Source organism: Piscirickettsia litoralis (assembly GCF_001720395.1).
Classification (GTDB): domain Bacteria; phylum Pseudomonadota; class Gammaproteobacteria; order Piscirickettsiales; family Piscirickettsiaceae; genus Piscirickettsia; species Piscirickettsia litoralis.
In genome coordinates this window covers 1,974,438-1,997,163 of record NZ_MDTU01000001.1, presented here as the reverse complement: position 1 = coordinate 1,997,163, position 22,726 = coordinate 1,974,438, and the positions used below count along the sequence as shown (strand labels likewise).

Annotated in this window: 26 protein-coding genes; 11 read left to right on the top strand and 15 right to left on the bottom strand. The window is 41.7% G+C overall.

What is annotated here, in order from left to right:
• Positions 1–70: 70 nt before the first annotated feature.
• On the bottom strand, positions 71–1,147 hold the full coding sequence (gene hppD, locus BGC07_RS09895) for a 4-hydroxyphenylpyruvate dioxygenase (RefSeq protein ID WP_069312972.1): 1,077 nt from the start codon (positions 1,145–1,147) through the stop codon (positions 71–73).
• A 198-nt stretch (positions 1,148–1,345) separates the two neighbouring features.
• On the opposite strand from hppD, the gene BGC07_RS09890 reads away from it, so the two are divergent.
• Positions 1,346–2,041 carry a phenylalanine 4-monooxygenase gene (locus BGC07_RS09890; RefSeq protein WP_235603078.1) on the top strand — a complete coding sequence of 232 codons (696 nt, stop codon included), beginning with the start codon at positions 1,346–1,348 and terminating at the stop codon, positions 2,039–2,041.
• A gap of 115 nt (positions 2,042–2,156) precedes the next feature.
• On the opposite strand, the gene BGC07_RS09885 is transcribed toward BGC07_RS09890, so the two are convergent.
• Both BGC07_RS09885 and BGC07_RS09880 read right to left on the bottom strand, forming a co-directional pair.
• Positions 2,157–3,170, bottom strand: coding sequence for a questin oxidase family protein (locus BGC07_RS09885; RefSeq protein ID WP_069312971.1), 1,014 nt, complete (start codon positions 3,168–3,170; stop codon positions 2,157–2,159).
• Positions 3,160–3,720: a flavodoxin family protein gene (locus BGC07_RS09880; protein ID WP_069312970.1), complete on the bottom strand. Its 561-nt coding sequence runs from the start codon at positions 3,718–3,720 to the stop codon at positions 3,160–3,162. The genes BGC07_RS09885 and BGC07_RS09880 overlap by 11 nt, the downstream gene beginning before the upstream one ends.
• 216 nt (positions 3,721–3,936) lie before the next feature.
• On the opposite strand from BGC07_RS09880, the gene BGC07_RS09875 reads away from it, so the two are divergent.
• Positions 3,937–4,581: a helix-turn-helix transcriptional regulator gene (locus tag BGC07_RS09875; protein ID WP_069312969.1), complete on the top strand. Its 645-nt coding sequence runs from the start codon at positions 3,937–3,939 to the stop codon at positions 4,579–4,581.
• 53 nt (positions 4,582–4,634) lie between these two features.
• On the opposite strand, the gene BGC07_RS09870 is transcribed toward BGC07_RS09875, so the two are convergent.
• Together BGC07_RS09870 and rpmE are read right to left on the bottom strand one after the other, a co-directional pair.
• Complete coding sequence (locus BGC07_RS09870; RefSeq protein ID WP_069312968.1) at positions 4,635–5,891, bottom strand: malic enzyme-like NAD(P)-binding protein; 1,257 nt, start codon at positions 5,889–5,891, stop codon at positions 4,635–4,637.
• Positions 5,892–5,993: 102 nt separating this feature from the next.
• Entirely contained in the window at positions 5,994–6,212 is a 219-nt protein-coding gene (gene rpmE / locus BGC07_RS09865; RefSeq protein ID WP_069312967.1) for a 50S ribosomal protein L31, read from the bottom strand.
• Between the two features lie 397 nt (positions 6,213–6,609).
• Here rpmE and BGC07_RS09860 point away from each other — a divergent pair, with 397 nt between their 5' ends.
• On the top strand, positions 6,610–7,473 hold the full coding sequence (locus BGC07_RS09860) for an SIS domain-containing protein (protein ID WP_069312966.1): 864 nt from the start codon (positions 6,610–6,612) through the stop codon (positions 7,471–7,473).
• Here BGC07_RS09860 and BGC07_RS09855 read toward each other — a convergent pair.
• The 7 genes from BGC07_RS09855 to coaBC all read right to left on the bottom strand — a co-directional run bounded on the left by BGC07_RS09855 (position 7,466) and on the right by coaBC (position 12,197).
• Complete coding sequence (locus tag BGC07_RS09855) at positions 7,466–8,008, bottom strand: hypothetical protein (protein ID WP_069312965.1); 543 nt, start codon at positions 8,006–8,008, stop codon at positions 7,466–7,468. The two genes, BGC07_RS09860 and BGC07_RS09855, sit on opposite strands and share 8 nt — an antisense overlap.
• A gap of 36 nt (positions 8,009–8,044) precedes the next feature.
• Positions 8,045–8,353 carry a hypothetical protein gene (locus BGC07_RS09850; protein WP_069312964.1) on the bottom strand — a complete coding sequence of 103 codons (309 nt, stop codon included), beginning with the start codon at positions 8,351–8,353 and terminating at the stop codon, positions 8,045–8,047.
• A complete protein-coding gene (locus tag BGC07_RS09845) occupies positions 8,350–8,544 on the bottom strand; it encodes a hypothetical protein (RefSeq protein ID WP_069312963.1) in 195 nt (64 codons plus the stop codon). The genes BGC07_RS09850 and BGC07_RS09845 overlap by 4 nt, the downstream gene beginning before the upstream one ends.
• 66 nt (positions 8,545–8,610) lie before the next feature.
• Positions 8,611–9,081, bottom strand: a complete 471-nt coding sequence (gene msrA, locus BGC07_RS09840; protein ID WP_069312962.1) for a peptide-methionine (S)-S-oxide reductase MsrA — start codon at positions 9,079–9,081, stop codon at positions 8,611–8,613.
• An 81-nt stretch (positions 9,082–9,162) separates the two neighbouring features.
• On the bottom strand, positions 9,163–10,542 hold the full coding sequence (locus BGC07_RS09835) for a phosphomannomutase/phosphoglucomutase (RefSeq protein ID WP_069312961.1): 1,380 nt from the start codon (positions 10,540–10,542) through the stop codon (positions 9,163–9,165).
• A gap of 10 nt (positions 10,543–10,552) precedes the next feature.
• Positions 10,553–11,011: a dUTP diphosphatase gene (dut, locus tag BGC07_RS09830; protein ID WP_069312960.1), complete on the bottom strand. Its 459-nt coding sequence runs from the start codon at positions 11,009–11,011 to the stop codon at positions 10,553–10,555.
• Positions 10,989–12,197: a bifunctional phosphopantothenoylcysteine decarboxylase/phosphopantothenate--cysteine ligase CoaBC gene (coaBC, locus tag BGC07_RS09825; RefSeq protein WP_069312959.1), complete on the bottom strand. Its 1,209-nt coding sequence runs from the start codon at positions 12,195–12,197 to the stop codon at positions 10,989–10,991. Before coaBC ends, dut begins: the two co-directional genes overlap by 23 nt.
• Before the next feature lie 178 nt (positions 12,198–12,375).
• On the opposite strand from coaBC, the gene rpmB reads away from it, so the two are divergent.
• The 4 genes from rpmB (at position 12,376) to BGC07_RS09805 (ending at position 15,276) form a co-directional block, all read left to right on the top strand.
• Positions 12,376–12,612 carry a 50S ribosomal protein L28 gene (gene rpmB, locus BGC07_RS09820; RefSeq protein WP_069312958.1) on the top strand — a complete coding sequence of 79 codons (237 nt, stop codon included), beginning with the start codon at positions 12,376–12,378 and terminating at the stop codon, positions 12,610–12,612.
• A gap of 11 nt (positions 12,613–12,623) precedes the next feature.
• A complete protein-coding gene (gene rpmG, locus BGC07_RS09815; protein ID WP_069312957.1) occupies positions 12,624–12,779 on the top strand; it encodes a 50S ribosomal protein L33 in 156 nt (51 codons plus the stop codon).
• A gap of 99 nt (positions 12,780–12,878) precedes the next feature.
• Entirely contained in the window at positions 12,879–13,835 is a 957-nt protein-coding gene (locus BGC07_RS09810; protein WP_069312956.1) for a YheT family hydrolase, read from the top strand.
• Positions 13,836–13,914: 79 nt separating this feature from the next.
• Complete coding sequence (locus BGC07_RS09805) at positions 13,915–15,276, top strand: MATE family efflux transporter (protein WP_235603077.1); 1,362 nt, start codon at positions 13,915–13,917, stop codon at positions 15,274–15,276.
• 2 nt (positions 15,277–15,278) lie between these two features.
• On the opposite strand, the gene BGC07_RS09800 is transcribed toward BGC07_RS09805, so the two are convergent.
• Entirely contained in the window at positions 15,279–15,947 is a 669-nt protein-coding gene (locus BGC07_RS09800) for a hypothetical protein (RefSeq protein ID WP_069312954.1), read from the bottom strand.
• Between the two features lie 76 nt (positions 15,948–16,023).
• Here BGC07_RS09800 and BGC07_RS09795 point away from each other — a divergent pair, with 76 nt between their 5' ends.
• On the top strand, positions 16,024–16,770 hold the full coding sequence (locus BGC07_RS09795) for a YdcF family protein (protein WP_069312953.1): 747 nt from the start codon (positions 16,024–16,026) through the stop codon (positions 16,768–16,770).
• A 119-nt stretch (positions 16,771–16,889) separates the two neighbouring features.
• Positions 16,890–18,704 (top strand): translational GTPase TypA, encoded by a 1,815-nt coding sequence (gene typA / locus BGC07_RS09790; RefSeq protein ID WP_069312952.1) that lies wholly within the window; start codon positions 16,890–16,892, stop codon positions 18,702–18,704.
• Between the two features lie 94 nt (positions 18,705–18,798).
• On the opposite strand, the gene BGC07_RS09785 is transcribed toward typA, so the two are convergent.
• Together BGC07_RS09785 and BGC07_RS23265 are read right to left on the bottom strand one after the other, a co-directional pair.
• Positions 18,799–19,302 (bottom strand): TSUP family transporter, encoded by a 504-nt coding sequence (locus BGC07_RS09785; RefSeq protein WP_268801648.1) that lies wholly within the window; start codon positions 19,300–19,302, stop codon positions 18,799–18,801.
• Positions 19,205–19,492, bottom strand: a complete 288-nt coding sequence (locus BGC07_RS23265) for a hypothetical protein (protein WP_268801711.1) — start codon at positions 19,490–19,492, stop codon at positions 19,205–19,207. Before BGC07_RS23265 ends, BGC07_RS09785 begins: the two co-directional genes overlap by 98 nt.
• Positions 19,493–20,190: 698 nt before the next feature.
• On the opposite strand from BGC07_RS23265, the gene BGC07_RS09780 reads away from it, so the two are divergent.
• Together BGC07_RS09780 and BGC07_RS09775 are read left to right on the top strand one after the other, a co-directional pair.
• Positions 20,191–21,942, top strand: a complete 1,752-nt coding sequence (locus BGC07_RS09780; protein WP_077216843.1) for an ABC transporter permease — start codon at positions 20,191–20,193, stop codon at positions 21,940–21,942.
• 10 nt (positions 21,943–21,952) lie between these two features.
• Positions 21,953–22,726: ABC transporter ATP-binding protein (locus BGC07_RS09775; RefSeq protein WP_069312950.1), on the top strand; the 774-nt coding region annotated here is incomplete at its 3' end.

The window sequence follows — 22,726 nt, the reverse complement described above, 5'->3', positions numbered from 1 at the left end:
ATATATAAAACGATATATTTATTTAAGCTATTTAATTTCACCAAGAAGAAGGGCCGTGCGACCCTTACTATTATTCGTCTTTTAAAACACCACGTCTAACTTGGTCTAATTCAATTGAGTCGAATAAAGCTTGGAAATTACCCTCACCAAACCCTTCATCGCCCTTACGTTGAATGATCTCAAAAAATGCGGGGCCAATTACTGTATCAGTAAAGATTTGCAATAATAGACCGCCATCAGCCGTCGGCGCACCATCAATTAAAATTTTATTCTTGTGTAAATCTTCAACAGATTCGCTGTGCCAAGGCACACGCTTAGCAATGCCCTCGTAATACGTATCTGGTGTATCTAAGAATGTCACACCGTTAGAACGGATATTTTCAACAGATTTGTAAATATTGCTTGAAGTCAAAGCAATGTGCTGAATTCCTTCACCATTAAACTCATTGATGAACTCTTCGATTTGAGATTTATCATCAGAAGACTCGTTGATAGGAATACGAATTTTTCCACAAGGGCTGGTCATTGCGCGACTTTTAAGGCCTGTCAGTTTGCCTTCAATATCAAAATAACGAATCTCACGAAAGTTAAAGAGCTTTTCATAAAAGCCAGCCCATTTATCCATGTTACCGCGCAAAACATTATGGGTGACATGATCCAACTCAACCAAGCCCATATTTGTACTATTCATATCAACACCGGCAATAATCTCAAACTCGCTTTCAAGGTCATAGTCTTCACTAACAAAGTATAAGACACTACCACCAATGCCATAAATCGCAGGCACATCAATCACGCCTTCACCAGTGAACACTTCTGCACCCAGTTCTACCGCACGCTCAAAGGCAAAGCTAGCATCCTTTACACGAAAACCCATGGCTGAAGTACAGGGGCCATGCTGGTCAGAGAATTTTTGTGATGCACTATTTGAATCACGATTAACAAGAAAATGGATATTGCCTTGCTTCCATAATTCTACGTCTTTCCTTGCATGCACCGCAATTTTACTAAAGCCTAAATTAGTAAATGTTGTAGTAAAGTGTTCTGGATTTTTACTTGCTGTAAACTCAAGAAATGAAAACCCTTGAGTTTGCATAGGGTTAATCGTCGTCGTAGGTCCCACGTTCGCAGCATTCGCATCTGTCATGCCAGTCTCCTTTTTTTGTTTTTGAATCAAACATCTTTCCTAAATCACATCCACGCTATCAGATTCTCTTGAATAAATACATAGTTTTATTAATAATAAGCGTGCCGATTAAACTAAATTGCAGTATTGCAGTGCAAAAAACCAGACTGTTTTCTTATTAAAATCTATAATTAAGAAAACAGCATAGAAGGAGGACTTATGGGAAATGAAGAGGAAAATAACGGCGATTTTTTAAGCGCTTACGAAAAAGGTGAGCTTGCAGGCAGTGACCCACGCTGCGCGCCTGTCAAATTAGATGGGCCCATGCTAGTGGGCAAGCAATTTCCTGAGCTCCAATATTCTGCAGAGCAACACAACACCTGGAAAACACTTTTTCAGCGTCAAATTAAAATCTTAGAAGGACGTGCAAGCCATGACTTCATCGAAGGCGTGAAAAAATTAGATCTGCCTTCTGATCACCTTCCTTCTGTGCATAAACTCAACGACAAGCTTCACCAGTTTCATGACTGGCAAGTCGGCTATTCGCCTGGGTTACTTGAAGGCACTCAATTTATCGCCGCTCTAGCGGACCGAGTCATTCCCTCCACCAATTATATCCGCGAGCCTCATGAGCTAGACTACACGCCTGCACCAGACATGTTTCATGAGATATTTGGCCATATGCCATTGATTACTAATCCTTATTTTTCAGAGTTTTTCCAAGATTTTGGCAAAGCCTCATTGAATGCAGACGAAAAAACAGCAATTAAATTAGAACGTTTTTATTGGTTTACCGTTGAGTTTGGCCTAATCCAAGAGGCGACAGGCACGCGGATATATGGTGCAGGAATTCTCTCTTCCTATAACGAAACCTTACATTGCCTCACCGACAAAGTAGAAAAAATGGCCATTTAAGCCGGCCGATCTTGGTAATCAAGAATACGATGTTTGGCATATGCAGCCACTGTTATTTGTTATAGAGTCCTATGAGCAACTCAAAGCTGAATTTCATGATTGGGCTAAGCATGACTTAAAAATCTTGTAACAACCCTAGTTTTTGTGCTGCTATGGCGTGATAAAGCTGATCTCCATAGTGGCAATACTCTTCATAACAACTGTACACCAACTTTATAACATGTGGATCACTATGTTCACATGCAAGCTGAAATAGCGTTGCCCATGTTGGTAAGAGTTGACTAATTTCAGGTATATCTTCATATTTTGGGCAGCCAAGCATAACATACACAACTGATAGTGATAACCAATAATTTCTAATTGCCAGCTCTTGGCGCTGTTGCGATTTAAAATAAGGCAAAATTGTTCGTAACGCATGACAGCTCGTTACTCCATGCAACACAGTAAAATTTTGTGTAGAAAAATATAACTTTGCCAACACGCTAGCAATATCTTTTAAACTATTTTCATGAATATTCAACACAGGTAATTTTTTCAAATCCAGCTGTGTTACTATTTTTTGCAAACGAATCTCTATATTTTCTCCGCTGGCCTGAACTTTATTGAACTCAGCCTTACTTTGGATATGGCTTAAAATATCATCATGTGAACCCAAATCAAAATTAGGTTTTTGATCAGATAATCGCCAAAATCCAGCGGCCCAATACGCAAAGGCATAAGGAATATCATTGTCATCTCCAGCATCAACACTCAATGCTAAACGGATCAGCGGATGATAGGCATGAACAGCAAATCCATTGATAAACTGGGGCAAATAATGGACTAGAAAATCATCTTTCCCAAACTTTGAAAACTCATTTTTAAAAAAGATCAAATAGCTCGAGTAGCAAGAATAACAACCGAGATGATTTAACCAGTTTTTATGGTCTATAGCCACCATATTTACATCAGCAACAGCAGTTTGCAAATGATATCGGTCAATATAAAACTTTGCATATTTTTCTAATCGTTGATGATTTGCACCCATTTTTGATAAACTAATCAAAACCATCGGCAAGTGATTTGCTAATTTATAATTTTGGTAAAAGGGCGATAATGGCTTATATTTATCAAGTAACTCACCAAGCATAGTTCACCTCCAACTTCTCAACGTTATGATCAAATAAAATATTTTGCGCACACTCTATTTCTAACTTCGTTTCAGAAGCATCAATAACATTTGAGTTTTGCCGATAATAAAAACAACCTAAGTAATTCATTCCTAAATATTCCGCAGTTAAAGAAAAAATATCTTCAAATACATCAGAAGAATTCACTGCATAGGTAGAAATAATAAATAAGTTTTTCCCTCTTAATTTTCTCCCAAGGTCTTTTCTAATCGTTAGTAAATCTGACCAACGATCGATAAATGTTTTCATAACTGCACTCATGGTGTACCAATAAACAGGCGTTGCTAAAACGATTGTCTCATGCTCCATCATCTGTTTTGCTAAATTTATAAAATCATCATCTTGATTATTATATTGATAGTCAAAATAAGAAATATTATAATCATTAAGATCATATAAAACGGACTGTTTTCCATTAAAAACTTGTTCTATCGCTTTACGTGTATCTCCGTCTGAGCGAGAACTGCCAAGAAATATAATGGGTTCTTTTTTATTCGCTATTTTATTCATATTGGTTTCTCAGATTAATATCTTCTATTAAATACTCGGCAAACTCATAATAGCGATTATTTTCATCATGAGTATAAATTCGACGACGTCAGTAACGCTCAATCTCGCTATAAAATTGATGACCTCATATCTCAAAATTAAATAAACAAAAATATTTACTTAATAGCTAGAGTCTAGCAAAGCTGCTAGAATATGTAAATACAAAAGTTTATTTAAATGACTAACATGAAAGACGAACAGAGCACTAGAGATAAAATTCTTTATTTATTAAAGACTAAAGGGCCAAAAATGGCTCAAGAACTGGCTGACACGCTCGAACTCACTTCTATGGGCGCACGTCAACAGTTGCACCGCTTAGAGCAAGAAGGTCTGGTTTCTCACTATGAAGATAATGCACAACGTGGTCGCCCCAAGCGCTTTTGGTGCACTACAGAAAAAGCCGAGCAGCAATTCCCAGATAGCCATGCTGAACTGGCTGTAAGTTTGATTCAAAGCATCAATAGTGCTTTTGGTGAAAACGGCTTGGATCAAATTATTCAAACTCGAGAACATCAAATGCTCAAGCTCTATCAGCAAGAGATTGATCAGCATAATCACTTAGAAAATAAACTAAAAGCCCTGGCTAAACTACGTAGGCAAGAAGGCTATATGGCAGAAGTCAAAAAAGCAGACGATTGTTTTTATTTACTCGAAAATCATTGCCCTATTTGCATTGCTGCAAAACACTGCCAAAATTTTTGCCGCTCAGAGCTGGAAGTTTTTCAAAACGTTCTGGGAGATAAGGTTAAAGTCAGCCGAACTGAGCATATTATTCAGGGCGCCAGGCGCTGCGCTTATAAGATTACAAAAAACAAAAAATAAAAAAGCCGCTAAATAGCAGCTTTTAAACGGATTTAAATTAGATTATTAAAAACTTAATCTATTTTTGGATAATGTGAAGGGTAGCCCAATTGAGCAACACCTGTTTCTATTGCAGCTTTTGCAACGGCAGCAGGAACACACTCTTTTAAGCGTGGATCAATGGGTTTAGGTAAAATATATTCAGCACCAAAACTTAGCACCTCATCTTTTCCATAAGCATTGACCACTTCTTTAGGTGCTGGCTCATGGGCTAAATCACGTACCGCATTGACAGCCGCCACTTGCATCTCCATATTAATGCGTTTAGCACGTACATCCAGGGCACCACGAAAAATAAAAGGAAAGACCAATAAATTATTCACCTGATTAGGAAAATCACTACGCCCTGTTGCCATAATAATATCATCACGTATTTTATGAGCCACAGCAGGGTGGATTTCTGGATCTGGATTAGATAAAGCAAAAATAACTGGGCGTGGTGCCATCGAAGTCAGCATTTCTGGCGTTAAAATATTCGGTGCTGATAGGCCAATAAAGACATCAGCATCACGTACTGCATCTTCTAAGCTACGCTTATCCGTTTCAATCGCAAACGCATATTTATAAGGGTTTAAGCGTTGACGCTCAGAGTGAATCACCCCTTCGCGATCAACCACAAAGATCTTATCTCGTGACGCACCTAAAGTCGTTAATAAGCGCATGGAGGTTAAACCAGCAGCACCGGCCCCAGCACAGACGATATTGCAATCTTTTAACTCTTTGCCTTGTAATTCAAGCGCATTTAAAAGACCAGAAGCAATGGTAATTGCCGTACCATGTTGATCATCATGAAATACCGGAATATCTAAACGCTCATGCAATGCATGCTCAACCTGGAAACATTCAGGTGCTTTAATATCTTCAAGGTTAATCCCACCAAAGCTCGGCGAGATCCTCGCCACTGTATTAATCAGATCAGACGGGTTATCCGCATCAACTTCGATATCAATCGCATCAATATTGGCAAAGCGCTTAAACAACGCTGCTTTTCCTTCCATCACCGGCTTACTGGCTAAAGCACCTACATTGCCTAAACCAAGCACCGCACTACCATTACTAATGACTGCAACGGTATTCCCTTTAGAGGTATAGCGGTAAGCTGCATTTGGATCTTCAGCGATTTCACGCACTGGCTCTGCAACACCTGGGCTATAAGCCAAAGAAAGATCGTGCTGGGTTTCCATGGACTTTGTCACCGCAATGCTCAGCTTCCCTGGTGCAGGTTTAGAGTGATAATCTAACGCTGCTTGCTTTGATTCTGTATTGCTCATTACATCCTCGCTTAGTCGAACAATTTCACATCCTCAATATAATGCCATAAAAAAAGCGCCTAGAAGGCGCTTTTTTAACAAAATTTGTAATTAGCAGGCGAATTATGCTTTCTTGCCAAAACGCGCATAACGCTTCTTGAATTTATCCACACGACCGCCAGAATCAAGAACTTTTTGTGTTCCTGTATAGAAAGGATGGCAAGCTGAGCAGACTTCAATTTGAAGCTCGTCTTTTGCTAAAGTTGAGCGAGTTGTAAACTTGTTACCACAGCTACATTCAACACTCACATTCTCATATTTTGGGTGGATGCCTTCTCTCATGATATATACCTCATTAATGATATGCCGCCACCCTGCTTAGACAGGCACCGCATATGCTTTTTAAAAACTCGTTAAGCGCCAGATTGCGCCAAATATCGGCCGATTCTACCAATCCTCTAACAAAAAGTAAATAGCCTTCATTGAGGACAAAAAAATGCGCAGGCGTTAAAACACGTGCGCAAAAATTTTAAGGAGTGTCGCCTCACAAGAAAACCGAACCTCCCCTAAACATAGACGAAACGTTCAATTCAAATTGTGAAACCAGGCTCACTATGCCATAAGCCCCCATAAAATGCAAAATAAACTACAAAAATCAAGAAGAATGTAACAAAAAATCAAAATTATGCTAAAATGTAGTAAATTTACCTATATTTTTATTTTAGAGTGATATAATAGCATGAGCAGCTTATTACAACATATTCAAAACTTCCTCGCCGAACTGCGTAAATCGGAGCGCAAAGTCGGTGAATGGGTTCTTAGCAACAACCAAACAGCAATTCAACTTAGCATCACCGACCTGGCTCGTCAGGCCGATGTCAGCGAACCGACCGTCTTGCGTTTTTGTCGTAGCATCGGCTGCCAAGGTTATCAAGACTTTAAACTAAAACTTGCACAAAGCCTTGTTAGTCAACCAAAAGAACCCACTATTTCAACAGTGATCAGAGCAGAAGATAACAGTGAAACTTTAAAAGAGAAAATATTCAAAGGCGCCGCAATCGCCCTTCAAAATGCTCAACATGATATCGATGCCAGCATGTTAGATGAGGCCATTGCAACCATTCTAGGCGCAAGGCGGGTTGGCATTTTTGGTTTTGGTGCCTCTGGCGTTGTTGCCCAAGATGCTCTACATAAAATGTTCCGCTTGTCCATTCCCGCCATTGCCTGTATGGATTCGCACATGCAAAGCATGACGGCCCTCATGCTCAGCCAGGGAGATGTCATGCTCGCCATCTCGCGCAGTGGCCGCACAAAAGAAATCATTGAAAGCGTCAAACTTGCCAAGAATGCAGGAGCGACAGTGATCGGCATTACCAGTCGTGGCACCCCGTTAGCCAAAGTTGTGACCTTGGGGCTCACAACGACAGCAACCAATGATACCGAATTATATACCCCCATGATTTCACGTCTTGTTCATCTGAGCATTATCGACGCGCTTGCCATTGGCATTGCCATTAAACGCAAACACACACTCTCCGAGCACTTATCACGAGTCAAAGAAGCGAGCGCAGTGCAAAAAATTCCAGCAAGAGTAACTATCTGAGCAGATCCGCCGATTCGGTATCTTTTATGTAGGGGTCGATCAGCGCTTGCTCTAGGGCTTTAAGCTTAGCAACAGCGTCGCCCGTTAAATGGTGGCCTTGAGTGTGACTTCTGTCTGTTAACTCAAACAATTCATTACAAAGCACCATCACCTCTGTTTTGATGATTCGGTGATTATGAATCGGTAACAAAGCACTATGGAGCCGGCTTATCGACTGCTTACAGGTTAAGCGATGAGACAAGCCACTATCATTTTCATGGCGATGAAACCACTCGATCTGCTTTCTTAAGTGAGTAATGCTATGTTCGGCATCATTTTTTTCACGTTGCCAAGAGTCAGAATAACGCCTTTTCCGTCGTTTTACCTTATGCAACATCATGTTAATCACTGGAAATAAAATACCGATAATCCCAGCCAAACTTGCAATCTCAATGATCAAATAGAGATTTAAGTCTGTATAAGCATAGAGTAAAGCATAAGTAAGCACAGCAAAAACTGCAAAATATAAAACACACAATGAAGCAAAAAAAGACATGCTTATAAGCTCAACCACTTTGCGATTAAAGTATAATTATTTACTAGAAATAGTGCCATCAAGATGTATTTCCACCTCATCAGAAGCACGATTAAATTCAACCTGATTACCAAGGCTATTAATTTTCTCTTCAAGTTTCTCTTGCAATGGTTTGCCTAGCAAAACCACAGAAGCCGATATTTTTCCAGCACATATGCTCGGTTGATTTAAGCTATAGCAATAAATATCATTCTGATCTTTTTCCCGAAAAAAGCGAATCGCCGTATCTTTAACGCCCAGTATTTGCTCTGATGCTTGCAAAAGCTCATTATGAAGGCTTGAATCAGGAATAAACTCACCACTCAACGCCCCCATGAACAGGTATGACGAAAAGGAATACTGTAATAAAGTATGACCGTGCGTTCTAGTTTCTTTTTAATTCCTTTCGCTAACTCACGTTCATGAGATAAAACGTAACTGCCTAGCTTTACCGCTGATTTTAGGTAATGTCTTGCCATGATCATTCGATAAAGCTCTTGTCCTTGAGCTTGGTCCATATCCTTAAACCTATAAAATAAAACTCCGCCTTATCAATAAGGATAGTTAAGTTTCGCTCTCTTTGACTAGCGTATATAACACATCCCTTCTTTACCCTGCTTCTCAAAATAACGTTGATGATACTCTTCTGCTAAGTAAAAAACACTGGCGTCGACAATGTCTGTGACAATCTCGCTGCTAAAATTAACCGCCTGCGCGACTTTGCTTTGTTCTGCTATCTCTTTTTGCTCAGCATTATGATAAAAAATCACTGAACGATACTGGCTACCGATGTCAGGGCCTTGGCGATTTAAAGTCGTTGGATTGTGGCATTGCCAAAAGTGATTCACCAAATCTAAATAACTCATTAGAGCAGGATCATAATCAATTTCGATAGCTTCAACATGGCCAGTCTTCCCTGTACAGACTGCTTCATAGCCTGGATTCTCTACATGGCCGCCAATATAGCCTACACGTGTATCAACCACCCCTGTAAGCTTACGAAATGAGGCTTCCACCCCCCAAAAACAACCTGCTGCAAATGTTGCTTTTTCCATAACACCCCCTTATCGCTCTAACTAATTACCTTATCGTCATAAAAAAAAGCAGCTCAAGGCTGCTTTTTTGACTCTACAAATTTAGAAATTTAACTCTAAATTAGGCTCATGCGTATGCAAAAACGCTTTAATCCTTTCTTGAGTTTTAATTAACGCCTCTTGACTGTCAGCCTCAAAACGCAAAACAAAACAAGGCGTCGTATTCGATGGTCGAATTAATGCCCAGCTATCTGCAAACTCAATGCGTAAGCCATCAATACTGATGATTTTTCCATCAGGAAAATCCGCCGCTTTCACTAATTCTGCCATTAGCTCAAATTTACGCGCTTCACTAACAGCCACATTAATCTCCGGAGTATTAATGCTATCGGGTAAGCTCTTAAACACGTCTTCAACCGCACGAGAATCACGTGCCAAAATTTCCAGCAAACGCGCTGCGGTATAAAGTGCATCATCAAAACCATACCAACGATCATTAAAGAAAATATGACCACTCATCTCACCGGCAAGAGGGGAACCTGTCTCTTTCACTTTAGCTTTAACAAGAGAATGGCCGGTCTGACACATGGTTGCTACGCCACCGGCACGCTCAATTTCTTTGGCCACATTACGTGAGCACTTCACATCATATAAGATTTCTTCACCCGGACGCTCATCTAGCACACCTTTGGCATAAAGCATCATTTGGCGATCTGGCCAAATGATCTCACCTTGAGGTGATACCACACCCAAGCGATCCCCATCACCATCAAAGGCTAAGCCTAGATCCGCACCCGTTTCTTTTACCCTGGCAATTAAATCTTGTAAGTTTTCAGGCTTACTTGGATCTGGGTGGTGGTTTGGGAAAGTGCCATCAATCTCGCAATATAGCTTATCGACTTCACAACCTAAGCGATGCAGCAACTCTGGCCCTAGCTCACCTGCAACACCATTACCCGCATCAACAACCACCTTCAGCGGTTCAGGCACTTTAACATCACTAGTGATGCGGTTTAGATAAATCTCCCTTAGGTCTTTTTCGACAAGCTGGCCCTGACCTTCTTCAAGTTGTTGAGATTCTATGCGTTGATAGAGCTTTTGCACCCAACCCCCCGCAACAGATTTGCCGGCGATCACCATTTTAAAACCATTATAGTTCGGTGGGTTGTGACTGCCGGTGACCATCACTCCAGAGCGACATTCTGTCGCTGCGGCAAAATATAAGACCGGTGTGGGAATACGCCCAACATTGACAACATCAACGCCACTTGCCAATAGACCTTTGATCAAACCCTCAACAAGTTCAGGCCCCGACAAACGACCATCACGCCCTACTGCCACCATGCTCTCACCATGTGCGAGCGCTTCGCTGCCCACGGCACGGCCCAACCAATAAGTAAACTCAGCAGTCAGCTGATCACCCACAGTGCCGCGAATATCATAAGCGCGGAAAATACTTTTAAGTGATTGAATATTTTTCATAATAACTACCTTAATGATTGCCTGTATGACCAAAGCCACCTTCACCGCGTACCGACGCATCAAAGTCATCAACAAGCTCAAAGTCGGCTTGCACCACAGGCACGAGCACCATCTGGGCAATGCGCTCACCCGGCTCAACTGCGTAGTGATCTTGACCTCGGTTCCAACAGGAAACCTTCAGTTCTCCTTGATAATCTGAATCAATCAAACCCACTAAGTTCCCAAGCACAATGCCGTGCTTATGGCCCAGTCCTGAGCGTGGTAAGATCATCGCGGCCAGATTAGGGTCTTCTAAATACATCGCAAGTCCTGTCGGGATTAACTCCACCGCGCCTGGAGCCAGTTGCAAAGGCTGATCGATACAAGCGCGCAAATCTAGCCCTGCAGAGCCTACCGTACCATATTCAGGTAAGGCGATGTCTCGGCCTATTTTTTCAGATAATGCTTTAATTTTTACTTTTTGCTTCATAGTGATCCTTAATCTCGTTCAAAAGCTGATCGGCAACAATTAATTTACTCGCCTTTTCAATAACAGCTTCACCTTCTCGCCACAATACACGCAAACTATTTTCATCGCTGTTAAAACCAATATCTTTGCGACTCACATCATTCATCGCGATCATATCTAGCTCTTTTTCAATCAATTTTTTATTCGCATATTCTTCTTGATTATGTGTCTCAGCTGCAAAACCAACTGTAAAAGGACGCTGTGGATGAGTCGATGCTTCAGCAATAATATCCGGATTTTTCACCAAATGAAGTTGCATCGAGGTTGCAGCCCCTTTTTTAATTTTCTGCCCTTCACAATGTTCAGGACGAAAATCTGCCACGGCAGCCGCGCCGATCATAATATCAGCCTCTTTCACATGCGCCATTACCGCATCACGCATCTGTAAAGCACTTTCAACACTCAATACAGTCACACCCGCAGGCGCTGCTAGGCGTACCGGGCCACTGACTAAAATAACCTTCGCACCACGACGCCTCGCCATTTCTGCCAAGGCATAGCCCATCTTACCCGAACTGTAATTCGACAGATAACGCACAGGATCAATGTTTTCACGGGTTGGCCCTGCAGTAATCAGGACAACTTTACCAGCAAAGTCTGATTTTAATGTTAACTGCTGACACACCTGATCACACAATTGCACAGGTTCTAACATCCGTCCCGGTCCAATCTCACCACAGGCTTGCTCACCACAGGCAGGACCCCAAATTGCTACACCCCGTGCTTTTAAAGTGTGAATATTGTCACGCGTTGCTCTCGCCTGCCACATCTGCTGGTTCATCGCTGGCGCAATAGCAAGCGGCGCTGTTGATGCAAGACATAAAGTAGTCAATAAGTCATCCGCGATACCTGCGACCAGTTTCGCAATCACATCCGCTGTCGCAGGTGCGATCAATATCAAATCTGCCCAGCGCGCAAGCTCGATGTGCCCCATGGCCGCCTCAGCTGTTGAGTCGAGTAAAGAATCTCGTACTGGCCGCCCTGAAAGTGCCTGCAATGTCAGCGGGGTAATGAAAGCCTGCGCGCCCTGCGTCATCACCACTTGTACCTTGGCACCCTGCTCGATTAAGCGGCGCACTAGCTCTGCAGATTTATAGGCTGCGATACCACCACTGATTGCAAGGAGAACCTTTTTATTCTTCAACATTGATCACGATTTACCTTCAAATGATTACGTCTGCAAGATTCTACTAGAAATAAAGTCAGCAAAACAGTCTTAATCACCAGGAGTGCTCGAATTTGATTTGCATTCAATCCGTGATTCTGGTATAAATTGGCCCCTGATAAGAATTTCTAAGCTCAGGTTTTGAGGTATAGGTAACGAAATGTCCAGAATTTGTCAAATTACTGGTAAAGGTCCGATGACTGGGAACAATGTTTCTCACGCAAATAACAAAACGCGTCGTCGTTTCTTGCCAAATTTACATCACCACCGTTTTTGGGTGGAAAGTGAACAACGCTTTGTTCGTCTACGCGTTAGCTCTAAAGGTATGCGCATCATCGATAAAAAAGGCATTGACTCAGTTCTTGCTGAGATCCGTGCTCGCGGTGAGAAAGTTTAAGGAGCTTAACTATGCGTGATAAAATCAAATTAGTTTCTAGTGCCGGTACAGGTCACTTTTACACAACTGATAAGAACAAACGTACAACAACAGATAAACTTGAATTTAAAAAGTATGATCCTGTTGTTCGTAAGCACGTTCTTTATAAAGAAGCAAAAATTAAATAATCAGCACCTCGCCTGAGAGATTTAATTTTCAAAAAAGCCCCGTTTCCGGGGCTTTTTGTTTAGTTAAGATACAATACAGATGCTAAAGGAGTAATCAATATGACTTACCCTCCTTTTAAAGCCCATTGGTCCATTAAAAATCCCCACTTGCAGACAATACTCGCAAGCCTGCGCAAACCTAACTCAACGCTTAAGCTTAGCCATGAGTACGTAGATATTCCTGGAGATCAACTTGAACTTGTCTGGCTAAATCAACATCTCATCCATACACAGCCCATTTTACTCCTCATTCACGGACTTGAAGGCTCAGCCCACTCAGCTTACATCCAGGCCTTAATGCATCAAGCGCATCATTATCACTTCAGTATGGTTACTTTGCATTTTCGCGGCTGTGATGGGCGCGTCAATCAACTCGCAGAAGGCTATCATGCCGGCCAAAGTCAGGATATTGCCACAGTAATTGATCATCTTCGTCAATACTATCCTAACTGCCCTCTATTCGCCGCTGGTTTCTCCCTTGGTGCAAATGCTTTACTAAAATACCTGGGTGAGAACTCACTTAACCCATTGCAGGGTGCTGCTGCCGTCTCCACCCCCTTTAATCTCTCTAGCGCCTGTGCACAGCTTGAAAAACCAGCGAATAAACTTTATCAATACAGCTTCCTAAAAAGCCTCAAGCGCACTGTACAAAACAAAATCGATCATGGCGTTGATTTAAGCATATCTAAAAAGCGCTTACAGCAACTTAAAACCGTTCGCCAAATTGACGAAGAGGTCACAGCCCCAACACATGGTTTTAACTCGGCTGAACACTATTATCAATCTTGCAGCAGCCAGAACTTTATTGCTGATATTAAAACACCAACACTAATCATCCATGCTAAAGATGATCCAATTATTCCAGCATCTTGTATCCCCGCACAATTTCCATCTTCTTGCCAGGCAGAAATTTATGATCATGGTGGCCACGTTGGCTTTCTCGGCCAGGGACGCTATTTACCACAAAGCTGGTTAGAAAAGCGCTTATTGCACTGGTTTCAATACCTTCTAAAGTAAGCAAACCCCCTAAAGCACACTACACTTAAAGTGTGAATAGACAAGCAAACATTCCTTCTCGTTTCATGCCTCATCGCTAATGACGAACTTCAGGATATTTACAGCCTTAGCACGGCTTTCTCTACCAATGATGCTAAGTCGCTTCCTTAATGTGGGAACGAATTGGTTCGGCCTACTGATGATTGCTCGCCTGGGTGAAGATGCCCTTGCCACCACCACATTAATCACCGCCTTATTTACTCCGATACAAATCGGTTGTTGGTCAGTATTTCTGGCCGTCGGTGTGATTAGCGCACGCAGCATGGTAAGAAAGCAGTATAACTATTGTGCTGCCGTTTTGCGTCAAGCGGTTATACTTGGCCCCATCATCGCTTTACCTATGATTGCCCTATTATACTGCGCTGAACCTTTGTTAAAGCTTGCTGGGCAACCAGCTCACCTCATTTCCCCTTGTAGTGATTACCTTCAGATAATTGCGTTAAGCCTCCTGCCTAGCTTATTTTGCATTAATGCCCAGCAGTTTCTTTATGGCATCGGTAAGCCCCGTCTTGCTTTAACATTTAGCGCCTTAACCAGCGTCAATATACTCACTCTCACCTATTTATTCATTCATGGCAATTATGGCCTGCCCGAGCTTGGTATCAACGCCTTAGCTGTTGCAAATGTGATCGCCTATAGTGTGACTTTTCTATTAATTTTATTATTTTTTTATTACTCACCTGCGTTAAAGAAATTTTCTGTTTGGCAAAAGCCAAAAGCACGGGAGAAGAAAATACGCAAAAAGATATTAAAGGTTGGTTTACCCATCACCGGCCAATCCTGTGCTGAACTCGGTGCACTTTCTCTAGCCGTTTTTATGATGGGATCATTCGGCCCACAGGCTCTTGCTGCTCAACAAATCGTCACTCAATGCTCTATTATCGCCATGTTAATTCCTCTTGGTATCGCCCATAGTGTGAGTATTTTTGTCAGCCAAGCCAAGGGGCAAGGCCATTCCATACAACAGCTACGCGCGGCAGGCTATATCGGCATGGCAATGGCCTTTGCACTGATGCTGATAATAAGCTTTATCTACCTTTTCCATAATGAGCATTTACTTAGGCTTTATACCGATGAACCCCTTTCAGAAGAAATTTACCAGCTGGCCAGTGCGTTTTTTATCATCAATGCATTTACACTACTGGCAAATTGCATTCGCACAGTGATGGCCGGCTTCCTGCGTGGGCTTTATGAAACTAAGTTCACCATGTTCAACAGCTTTCTATGCTACTGGGGCATCGCCTTACCCACGGGAATCGCCCTTGCTTTTATCTTCACCATCGGCCCGCTCGGCTTACGCTACGCCATGCTTATTGCTTTAATTATCGCATCCTTGCTATTGATTCGGCGTTTTCTAGCACTCACACAACACCACAACAAGAAAATTACAGCGGCGTATTAAGCTTAACTCTTGGCTCGATTCAATAAACGCTGATAAGTGCCAGCGGCTAAAACAAACAATAAAGGAAATACCCAGATAAATAAAATACCGAACGTAAAAATGGACACAATAATCATGACCAAAGCTGCCAAGATAAATTGTAAAAAGTCACTCACACCATAGCGGATCAAAACAAAGGAACCAAATACCGCCTTATACCAAGGCAGTTGCCCATCGAGTATAATCAGCGGGATAAATACAGCACCGAAGGCTATCACCAAAAAATAAACTAATGCCAAAGCAAGCACCAGCTCACCCGGCAAAATATGTGCGAGTAAACCAATAAGCAGCTGTCCGGCCATTAAAATAATCGCCACAAGAATGCTAGCACCAAGATAAGCAAGCCCTTGACGCCATTTCGATACACTCCAGACAGTACTAAACACATGGCAATCTTGCTCACGCGCTCGAGACAAGCCAAAACGGTAAAGTCCAATGACAGCAAATATGGTAATCAGTTGAATCACAAGCTGCAATGCAGTCAAGCCAATGCTAGTGCTCTTCTCTGCATGTTCATTCAATAGCTGTGATGCACATAACAAAAACAACATAGGGAAAAAAGATAACCAAAAACTCAGGCGATACCCCGCAGTCAGACGGTGAGCATGACGAATATCGTCAATAATTGTCATTACTATAGATCTCCTAAAACCACACTTTAAACGTTCAATCACCTATTATTAGAGCACAAGGGTTAAAGGAGTCACAATGCCTTTTTATTTTATGAAGTTTATGAGCAGCTTACTTTACCCGCTGCCACTGTTTTTTATTTTATTAGCCCTCGCCGCTTTAAGCCTATTTTATTCGCGCATAGCAAGCCTAACACTCTTAATATTCTCTATTAGCTGGCTGGCATTGTGGAGCACGCCCTTTTTACCGCAATACTTACTGAACAAACTAGAATCACAACATTCCCCTTTAACCAAACTTCCTGATGATATAAACACGATTGTTATCTTGGGTGGTGGCGCTCACACCGCTTCCACACCCTCTCCTTTCACAGAGCTGAGTCGTGCCTCTGTTGCACGCATCGTCAGTGCTGTGCGACTCTACCAACAAGCGCGGCGCCCAATAACGCTGGTCGTCTCAGGTGGATCAGTGCTTGGCAGCCCCATAGAAGCGGAATTATTAGAGCAAGCAGCAATTACGCTCGGTATTCCTAAAGAGCATATTATTACCGATGATGTTTCAAAAAATACCGCAGCCCAAGCGATAATGATCAAAAAGTTATTAAAAAACAATAGATTTGCTTTAGTTACCTCAGCATCACACCTGCCGCGCGCGCTTTGGCTCTTCGACCAACAAGGATTGTCGCCTATTGCCGCCCCCAGCGACTTTATAGCGCAAATTCATCCACGCTTTTATTACTTACCTCAAGCGGCCTACTTACAGCGCTCACGTATTGTTATACACGAATATTTAGGGCTGTTTTGGGCTTATTTGCATCAATTTTGATGAATTTGGGTTAATTTAGTTAAATAAAGCCGAGAAAACTTTACACTTGGCGAGGAAAACATTACCCTCCTTGGCATCTAAAGATTTATATTATTGAATGCTGCATTGAGGATGTCATTGTGATAGAGAAGCTTCGCAATATTGCGATTATTGCCCACGTCGACCACGGTAAAACCACACTGGTTGATAAATTGTTAGAACAATCAGGTACGTTAGGCCGCAATGAAGGCGGTGAGCGCATGATGGATTCTAATGATCTGGAAAAAGAGCGTGGTATCACCATTCTCGCTAAAAATACAGCCATCCAATGGAATGATTACCACATTAATATCGTCGACACCCCGGGGCACGCGGACTTCGGTGGTGAGGTTGAACGTGTACTTTCTATGGTCGATTCTGTCTTGCTATTGGTCGACGCCGTTGATGGGCCGATGCCACAAACACGCTTTGTGACTAAAAAGGCCTTTGAACAAGGCTTAAATCCCATTGTTGTTATCAATAAAATCGACCGCCCAGGCGCGCGCCCTGACTGGGTGATGGACCAAGTCTTTGAACTCTTCGACCAACTCGGCGCAACCGATGAGCAACTTGACTTCCCAGTTGTTTACGCCTCTGCCCTACAAGGCTATGCTAGCGTTGATGAGGCTGAGCAAAGTGGCGATATGACACCTTTATTCGAAACCATTGTAGAAAAAGTGGCTGCACCTGATGTTGATCCTGAAGGCCCTTTCCAAATGCAAGTCTCTTCACTGGATTACTCCAGTTATGTTGGCGCGATTGCAGTCGGCCGCATCAATCGTGGCAAAATAAGCACCAATTCTGCTATTCGTGTCATTGATAATGATGGCAATGAGCGCTCTGGTCGCATTTTAAAGATCATGACTCATCATGGCTTACAGCGCGTTGAAACCGAAGAAGCTTTTGCCGGTGACATTGTTTGCGTCACAGGTATCGAACGTCCATTTATTTCTGAAACCTTCTGCTCACCCGATAAAGTCGAAGCTCTACCTGCCTTGACTGTTGATGAGCCGACCGTCAGCATGATGTTCTGTGTCAATAACTCGCCTTTTGCCGGCAAAGAAGGCAAATACGTCACCAGCCGTCAGATTCGCGATCGCTTAGAGCAAGAGTTAATCTATAACGTCGCATTACGCGTTGAAGATACCGAAGATCCAGATAAATTCCGCGTCTCTGGTCGTGGCGAGCTGCACTTATCAATTTTAATTGAGACCATGCGCCGTGAAGGCTATGAAATGGGTGTTTCTCGCCCTGAGGTGATTTTAAAAGAAATTGATGGCAAACTCCAAGAGCCGTTCGAAGAGCTTATGCTGGATATCGAGGAACAGCATCAAGGAACAGTGATGGAGCGCCTTGGCCTACGTCGTGGCCAACTCACCAATATGATCCCAGATGGTAAAGGTCGTATCCGTTTAGACTATCAAATTCCAACCCGAGGCTTAATCGGTTTTCATAACGACTTTTTAACCATGACCTCAGGTTCAGGCATCATGACTCACGTCTTTGACCATTATGGTGATGTGCAAGAATCAGAAATCATCACACGTCAAAACGGCGTATTAATCGCGAATGCAACCGGTGCTGCCGTCGGCTTTGCACTCTGGAACCTACAAGAGCGTGGCAAGCTGATTATCGGCCCGCAAACTGATACTTATGAAGGCATGATCATCGGCATTCATTCACGTAATAACGACTTAGTCGTTAACGTACAAAAAGCCAAACAGCTCACCAACGTACGCGCCTCCGGAACAGATGAAAACATTCAACTCACTCCACCGATTCGTTTTACCCTCGAACAAGCCCTTGAGTTTATCGAAGATGATGAGTTAGTTGAAGTCACACCTGAGCATATTCGTTTAAGAAAGAAAATGCTTTCAGAAACGGACCGCAAACGTGCATCTCGCGCAAAAAAATAGAGTCAATATTATTAACTTAATACAAGGCGCTTTAATAGCGCCTTTTTTATGCCAAAAAGCTTCTTCACATTAATATTTTATATCTTTACAGCACTTATCCAGCAGCAACACTACTTAGCATATATAAGGCCGAGCAAAGCATCACCAAAGCAAAAATCAGCTTCAATAAGGTCGCAGGTAACGCTTTAGCGAGTCTCACTCCAAACGGCGCCATTAGTGCAGAAAACGGCGTGACTAAAAGCACAGCAGGCCAATAAATAAACCCTGTTGCCCATGTTACATGCGCATGAGAACTGCCAATCAACCCAATAATAAAACCTGTCATTGATACACTGAATGTAATAAACGTTGACAGCGCAATCGATTGCTCAATTTTCATTGACGTTTTTGATAAATATGAAAATGCGATATTACCGCCACTAATACCCAACAAACCAGACTGAAAGCCAACCCAGCTACTCATTGCTGGCAAACGCCCCATTAAAGCACCTTGCTTTTGATTAACAAAAATCGAGTAAGATAAATATAATGAAAAAATAGCAAATAAAATCGTACTTATAAATGCTGGAATTTTTTGATGAACAACATAAACCAACAATATTAGCAACCAATAACCAGGGAGCAATAGCAAGCAAATCTTGCTGTTTTATAAGATTTTGTCTCAAGTATGTTGTTATATTGCTTAATGAAGTTAATGCTGAAATAGTTAAAGCAGAAAACACAGCAAAGTGCACAGAATTCCCATGCAATGACAGATAGTAGGTAAAAAAAGCGGTCAGTGTCGGCACCAAGAAAGTTGTTCCACCACTCCCTAATAAACCCGACAAAAAATCCAATAGTTGCCCCCGTTGCGGCAAGACTCGTAATAGTACTAAAAATGCATAATAAACTCCTGTATGCAGCGAGTTTTCAAAATAAATAGATTAGATTGATATAAAACATCAAGCTATATAAAATTTAACAAAATCAAAAATATAGTAATGAAAATTTATAACTTTTAAAGAGGCGTTAAGAGCTTGGACTCGGAGGTTGTAAGCTATAAAAACAGCGCATATTTAGACCTCCTTTATAATTGAGTGGTAAGTAATATGGCTAATGTTTCATGTATTCTACCCGGCCAAAAATAAAAATCAATCTTTTGTTATTTTTTTATTGACTTCGATAATTTTTTGATTTAGATTTGTCGCAAATTGATAAAAATCAACCTCCCCAAATTGAGAAAATGTAAGGAGGCTTCTATGCCACACAAAATCAGCACTCCGCTGCAACCACCAAGTTGTCACTAAAACAACATCCTTGCTTTATATCTTGCCTTCTTTAAGTACGCTATAACATTGCTATGACCTGTCATAGTTAATCGTTAGCACTATTAAAATAACCAAGCGATAAGGCATCATCATCTTAATAAAAAAATAATAAAACGTTAATAAATTGCTTTATTATCTGTTTTTAAAAATTGACTTGATTAAACTTCGAGGGTAGTTTTATGTACGAAAGTAATTCACTTTCTACCCAAGCAGTATGCCCTGCTTATAAAGCTCGTAATTTTAAATTACACTTAAATAAACGTGATGTTATCACGTTAATATTTATCGGCTTGTTCATTGGCCTTTACTACATCGGCTGGCATGATATGCATGCCCAATTTATTGGTGCAAAAAGTGTTGCAGCAATTTCACTTAATCCTGAGCACCTGCCTTACTACACACTGCGAACAACAATGCGCCTACTCGTAGGCATGCTTTTTTCCTCGCTATTTGCCCTTATTGCTGGCTATGCCTGTGCCAAAAATAAGCACATTGCGCGTGTCTTGCTCCCTGTGATTAACTTTATGGAGTCTGCTCCGCTTGTTGGCTTCTTAACCTTTACCACAGCGTTGTTTTTATTTTTATTTCCTAAAAATATTATGGGACTTGAAGCTGCAGCAATTTTTGGGGTCTTTACCAGCCAAGCCTGGAATATGGCCTTAATTTTTTACCAAACTTTGCGTATTATTCCTGATGAACTCGTCGAAGCAGGCAAAGCTTTTCATTTGAACGCATGGCAACGTTTCTGGCGTATTGAATTGCCTTATTCTATTCCAGGTTTGCTATGGAATACGATGGTCTCACAATCTGCAGCGTGGTTTGCGTTAGTTGCTACAGAGGCAATTCCCGTCGGTGATAACACGATCATGCTCCCTGGCGTTGGCTCTTATATTCAAGTTGCATTAGACCACGCGAATATACAGGCAATTTTCTATGCAATCGCAGCCATTGCTATTAATATTATTATTTTTGATCAATTCTTATTTCGCCCACTGGTGAAATGGTCAGAAAAATTTAAATATGAAAATGTGCAATCACGCTCACATAATAGCTCTTGGTTTTATAATCTTATGCAACGAGGCACCTTCACTCATTCTATAAACTATCTTTTTCGTATCATCTGCCACGCATTCGTTAACTTTCCGACTCATGTTGCCAATACCTTTAAACTCAAACCAACCCGCTTGCCACAAAGTTTAATACAAACTAGCACGGCCTTATGGTATGGAGTGATCAGTGCAGGTTGTATTTATGCAGGTTATAAGCTGTGGAATTTCTACCCCAACGGTAGTATGGCCTACCTTATTCCATTAATGCTAAAAACAACATTAAGAGTTGCCATTGCGATGATACTGAGTGTGATTATTTTCACGCCGATTGGCATTTGGATTGGTTTAAGCCCACGCTTAACACGAATTTTCCAGCCTATTATCCAAATCATGGCGGCTATTCCTCCTAATGTTTTCTTTCCTGTAATCACCATTATTTTAATCGCTACTCATCAATCACTAAACCTATGGACGATCCCATTGATCATGCTCGGCACCCAATGGTATGTCCTCTTTAATGTCATCGCTGGAGCAGCATCTCTGCCACAAGACATGCTTGAAATGGCAAAAAGCTTTCGCCTCTCCGGTTGGAATTGGTGGTTTAAATTTATGATACCTGCTGTTTTTCCATATATTGTCACCGGCATCATTAGCGCTGCAGGTGGTGCCTGGAATTCAGCCATCGCTGGAGAGTTTTTACAATGGGGCAGCCAAACTATCGCAGCCGATGGTCTAGGTGCTTTAGTTGCCCAAACAACCGGTGACAATCAACTTCATCAGGCCGCTCTTGCAGTCACCGCACTGTGCTTCCTTGTCGGACTTTGCGTTATTTTTATCTGGAAACCACTCTATCGTCTTGCTGAAACACGTTACAAAGCGTAGGAGAATACTCATGCAAACTACAACTATGACTACTCAGACCAACAACAATACTCTACTTTACACAAAAAGTGTTAACCAAACATTGGTGGGTGAAGATAAACAAATTCATCATATTTTAGACAATATTGACTTTACTTTATACGATAATGAAATCGTTGCAATTTTAGGTAAATCTGGTGCAGGAAAATCAACATTTTTGCGTACAATTTCTGGTTTATTGCCAGCCTCTAGCGGTAATGTTTACCATCGTGATACTTTAATCGAAAAGCCCATTGAAGAAATTTCTATGGTGTTTCAAAGCTTTGCTTTACTGCCTTGGCTGACTGTGCTTGATAATGTCCGCTTTGGTCTTGACGCTCAAGGTATTCCTAAATCAGAGAGTGAACCTAAAGCACTCGAAGCCATTCGTTTGGTTGGCCTAGAAGGCTATGAAAATGCTTATACTAAAGAGCTTTCGGGGGGTATGCGTCAACGTGTCGGCTTTGCTCGTGCCTTCGTCGTCGAGCCTGAAATTTTACTTATGGATGAACCTTTTTCATCTTTGGATATCGGTACCGCAAATATATTACGCAAAGATGTTATTCGACTTTGGCAAGAAAAAGCGATTAATACCCATTCTATGGTCATCGTCACTCATAGCGTTGAAGAAGCGGTAGAAATGGCTGACCGTGTCATCGTCTTCGATCACAACCCTGGACGAATCGCCTTTGAAACTGAAATTATTGCAGACCACCCACGTAATATTAAATCAACTTACTTGCAAGAAAAAATTGATTTAATTTCA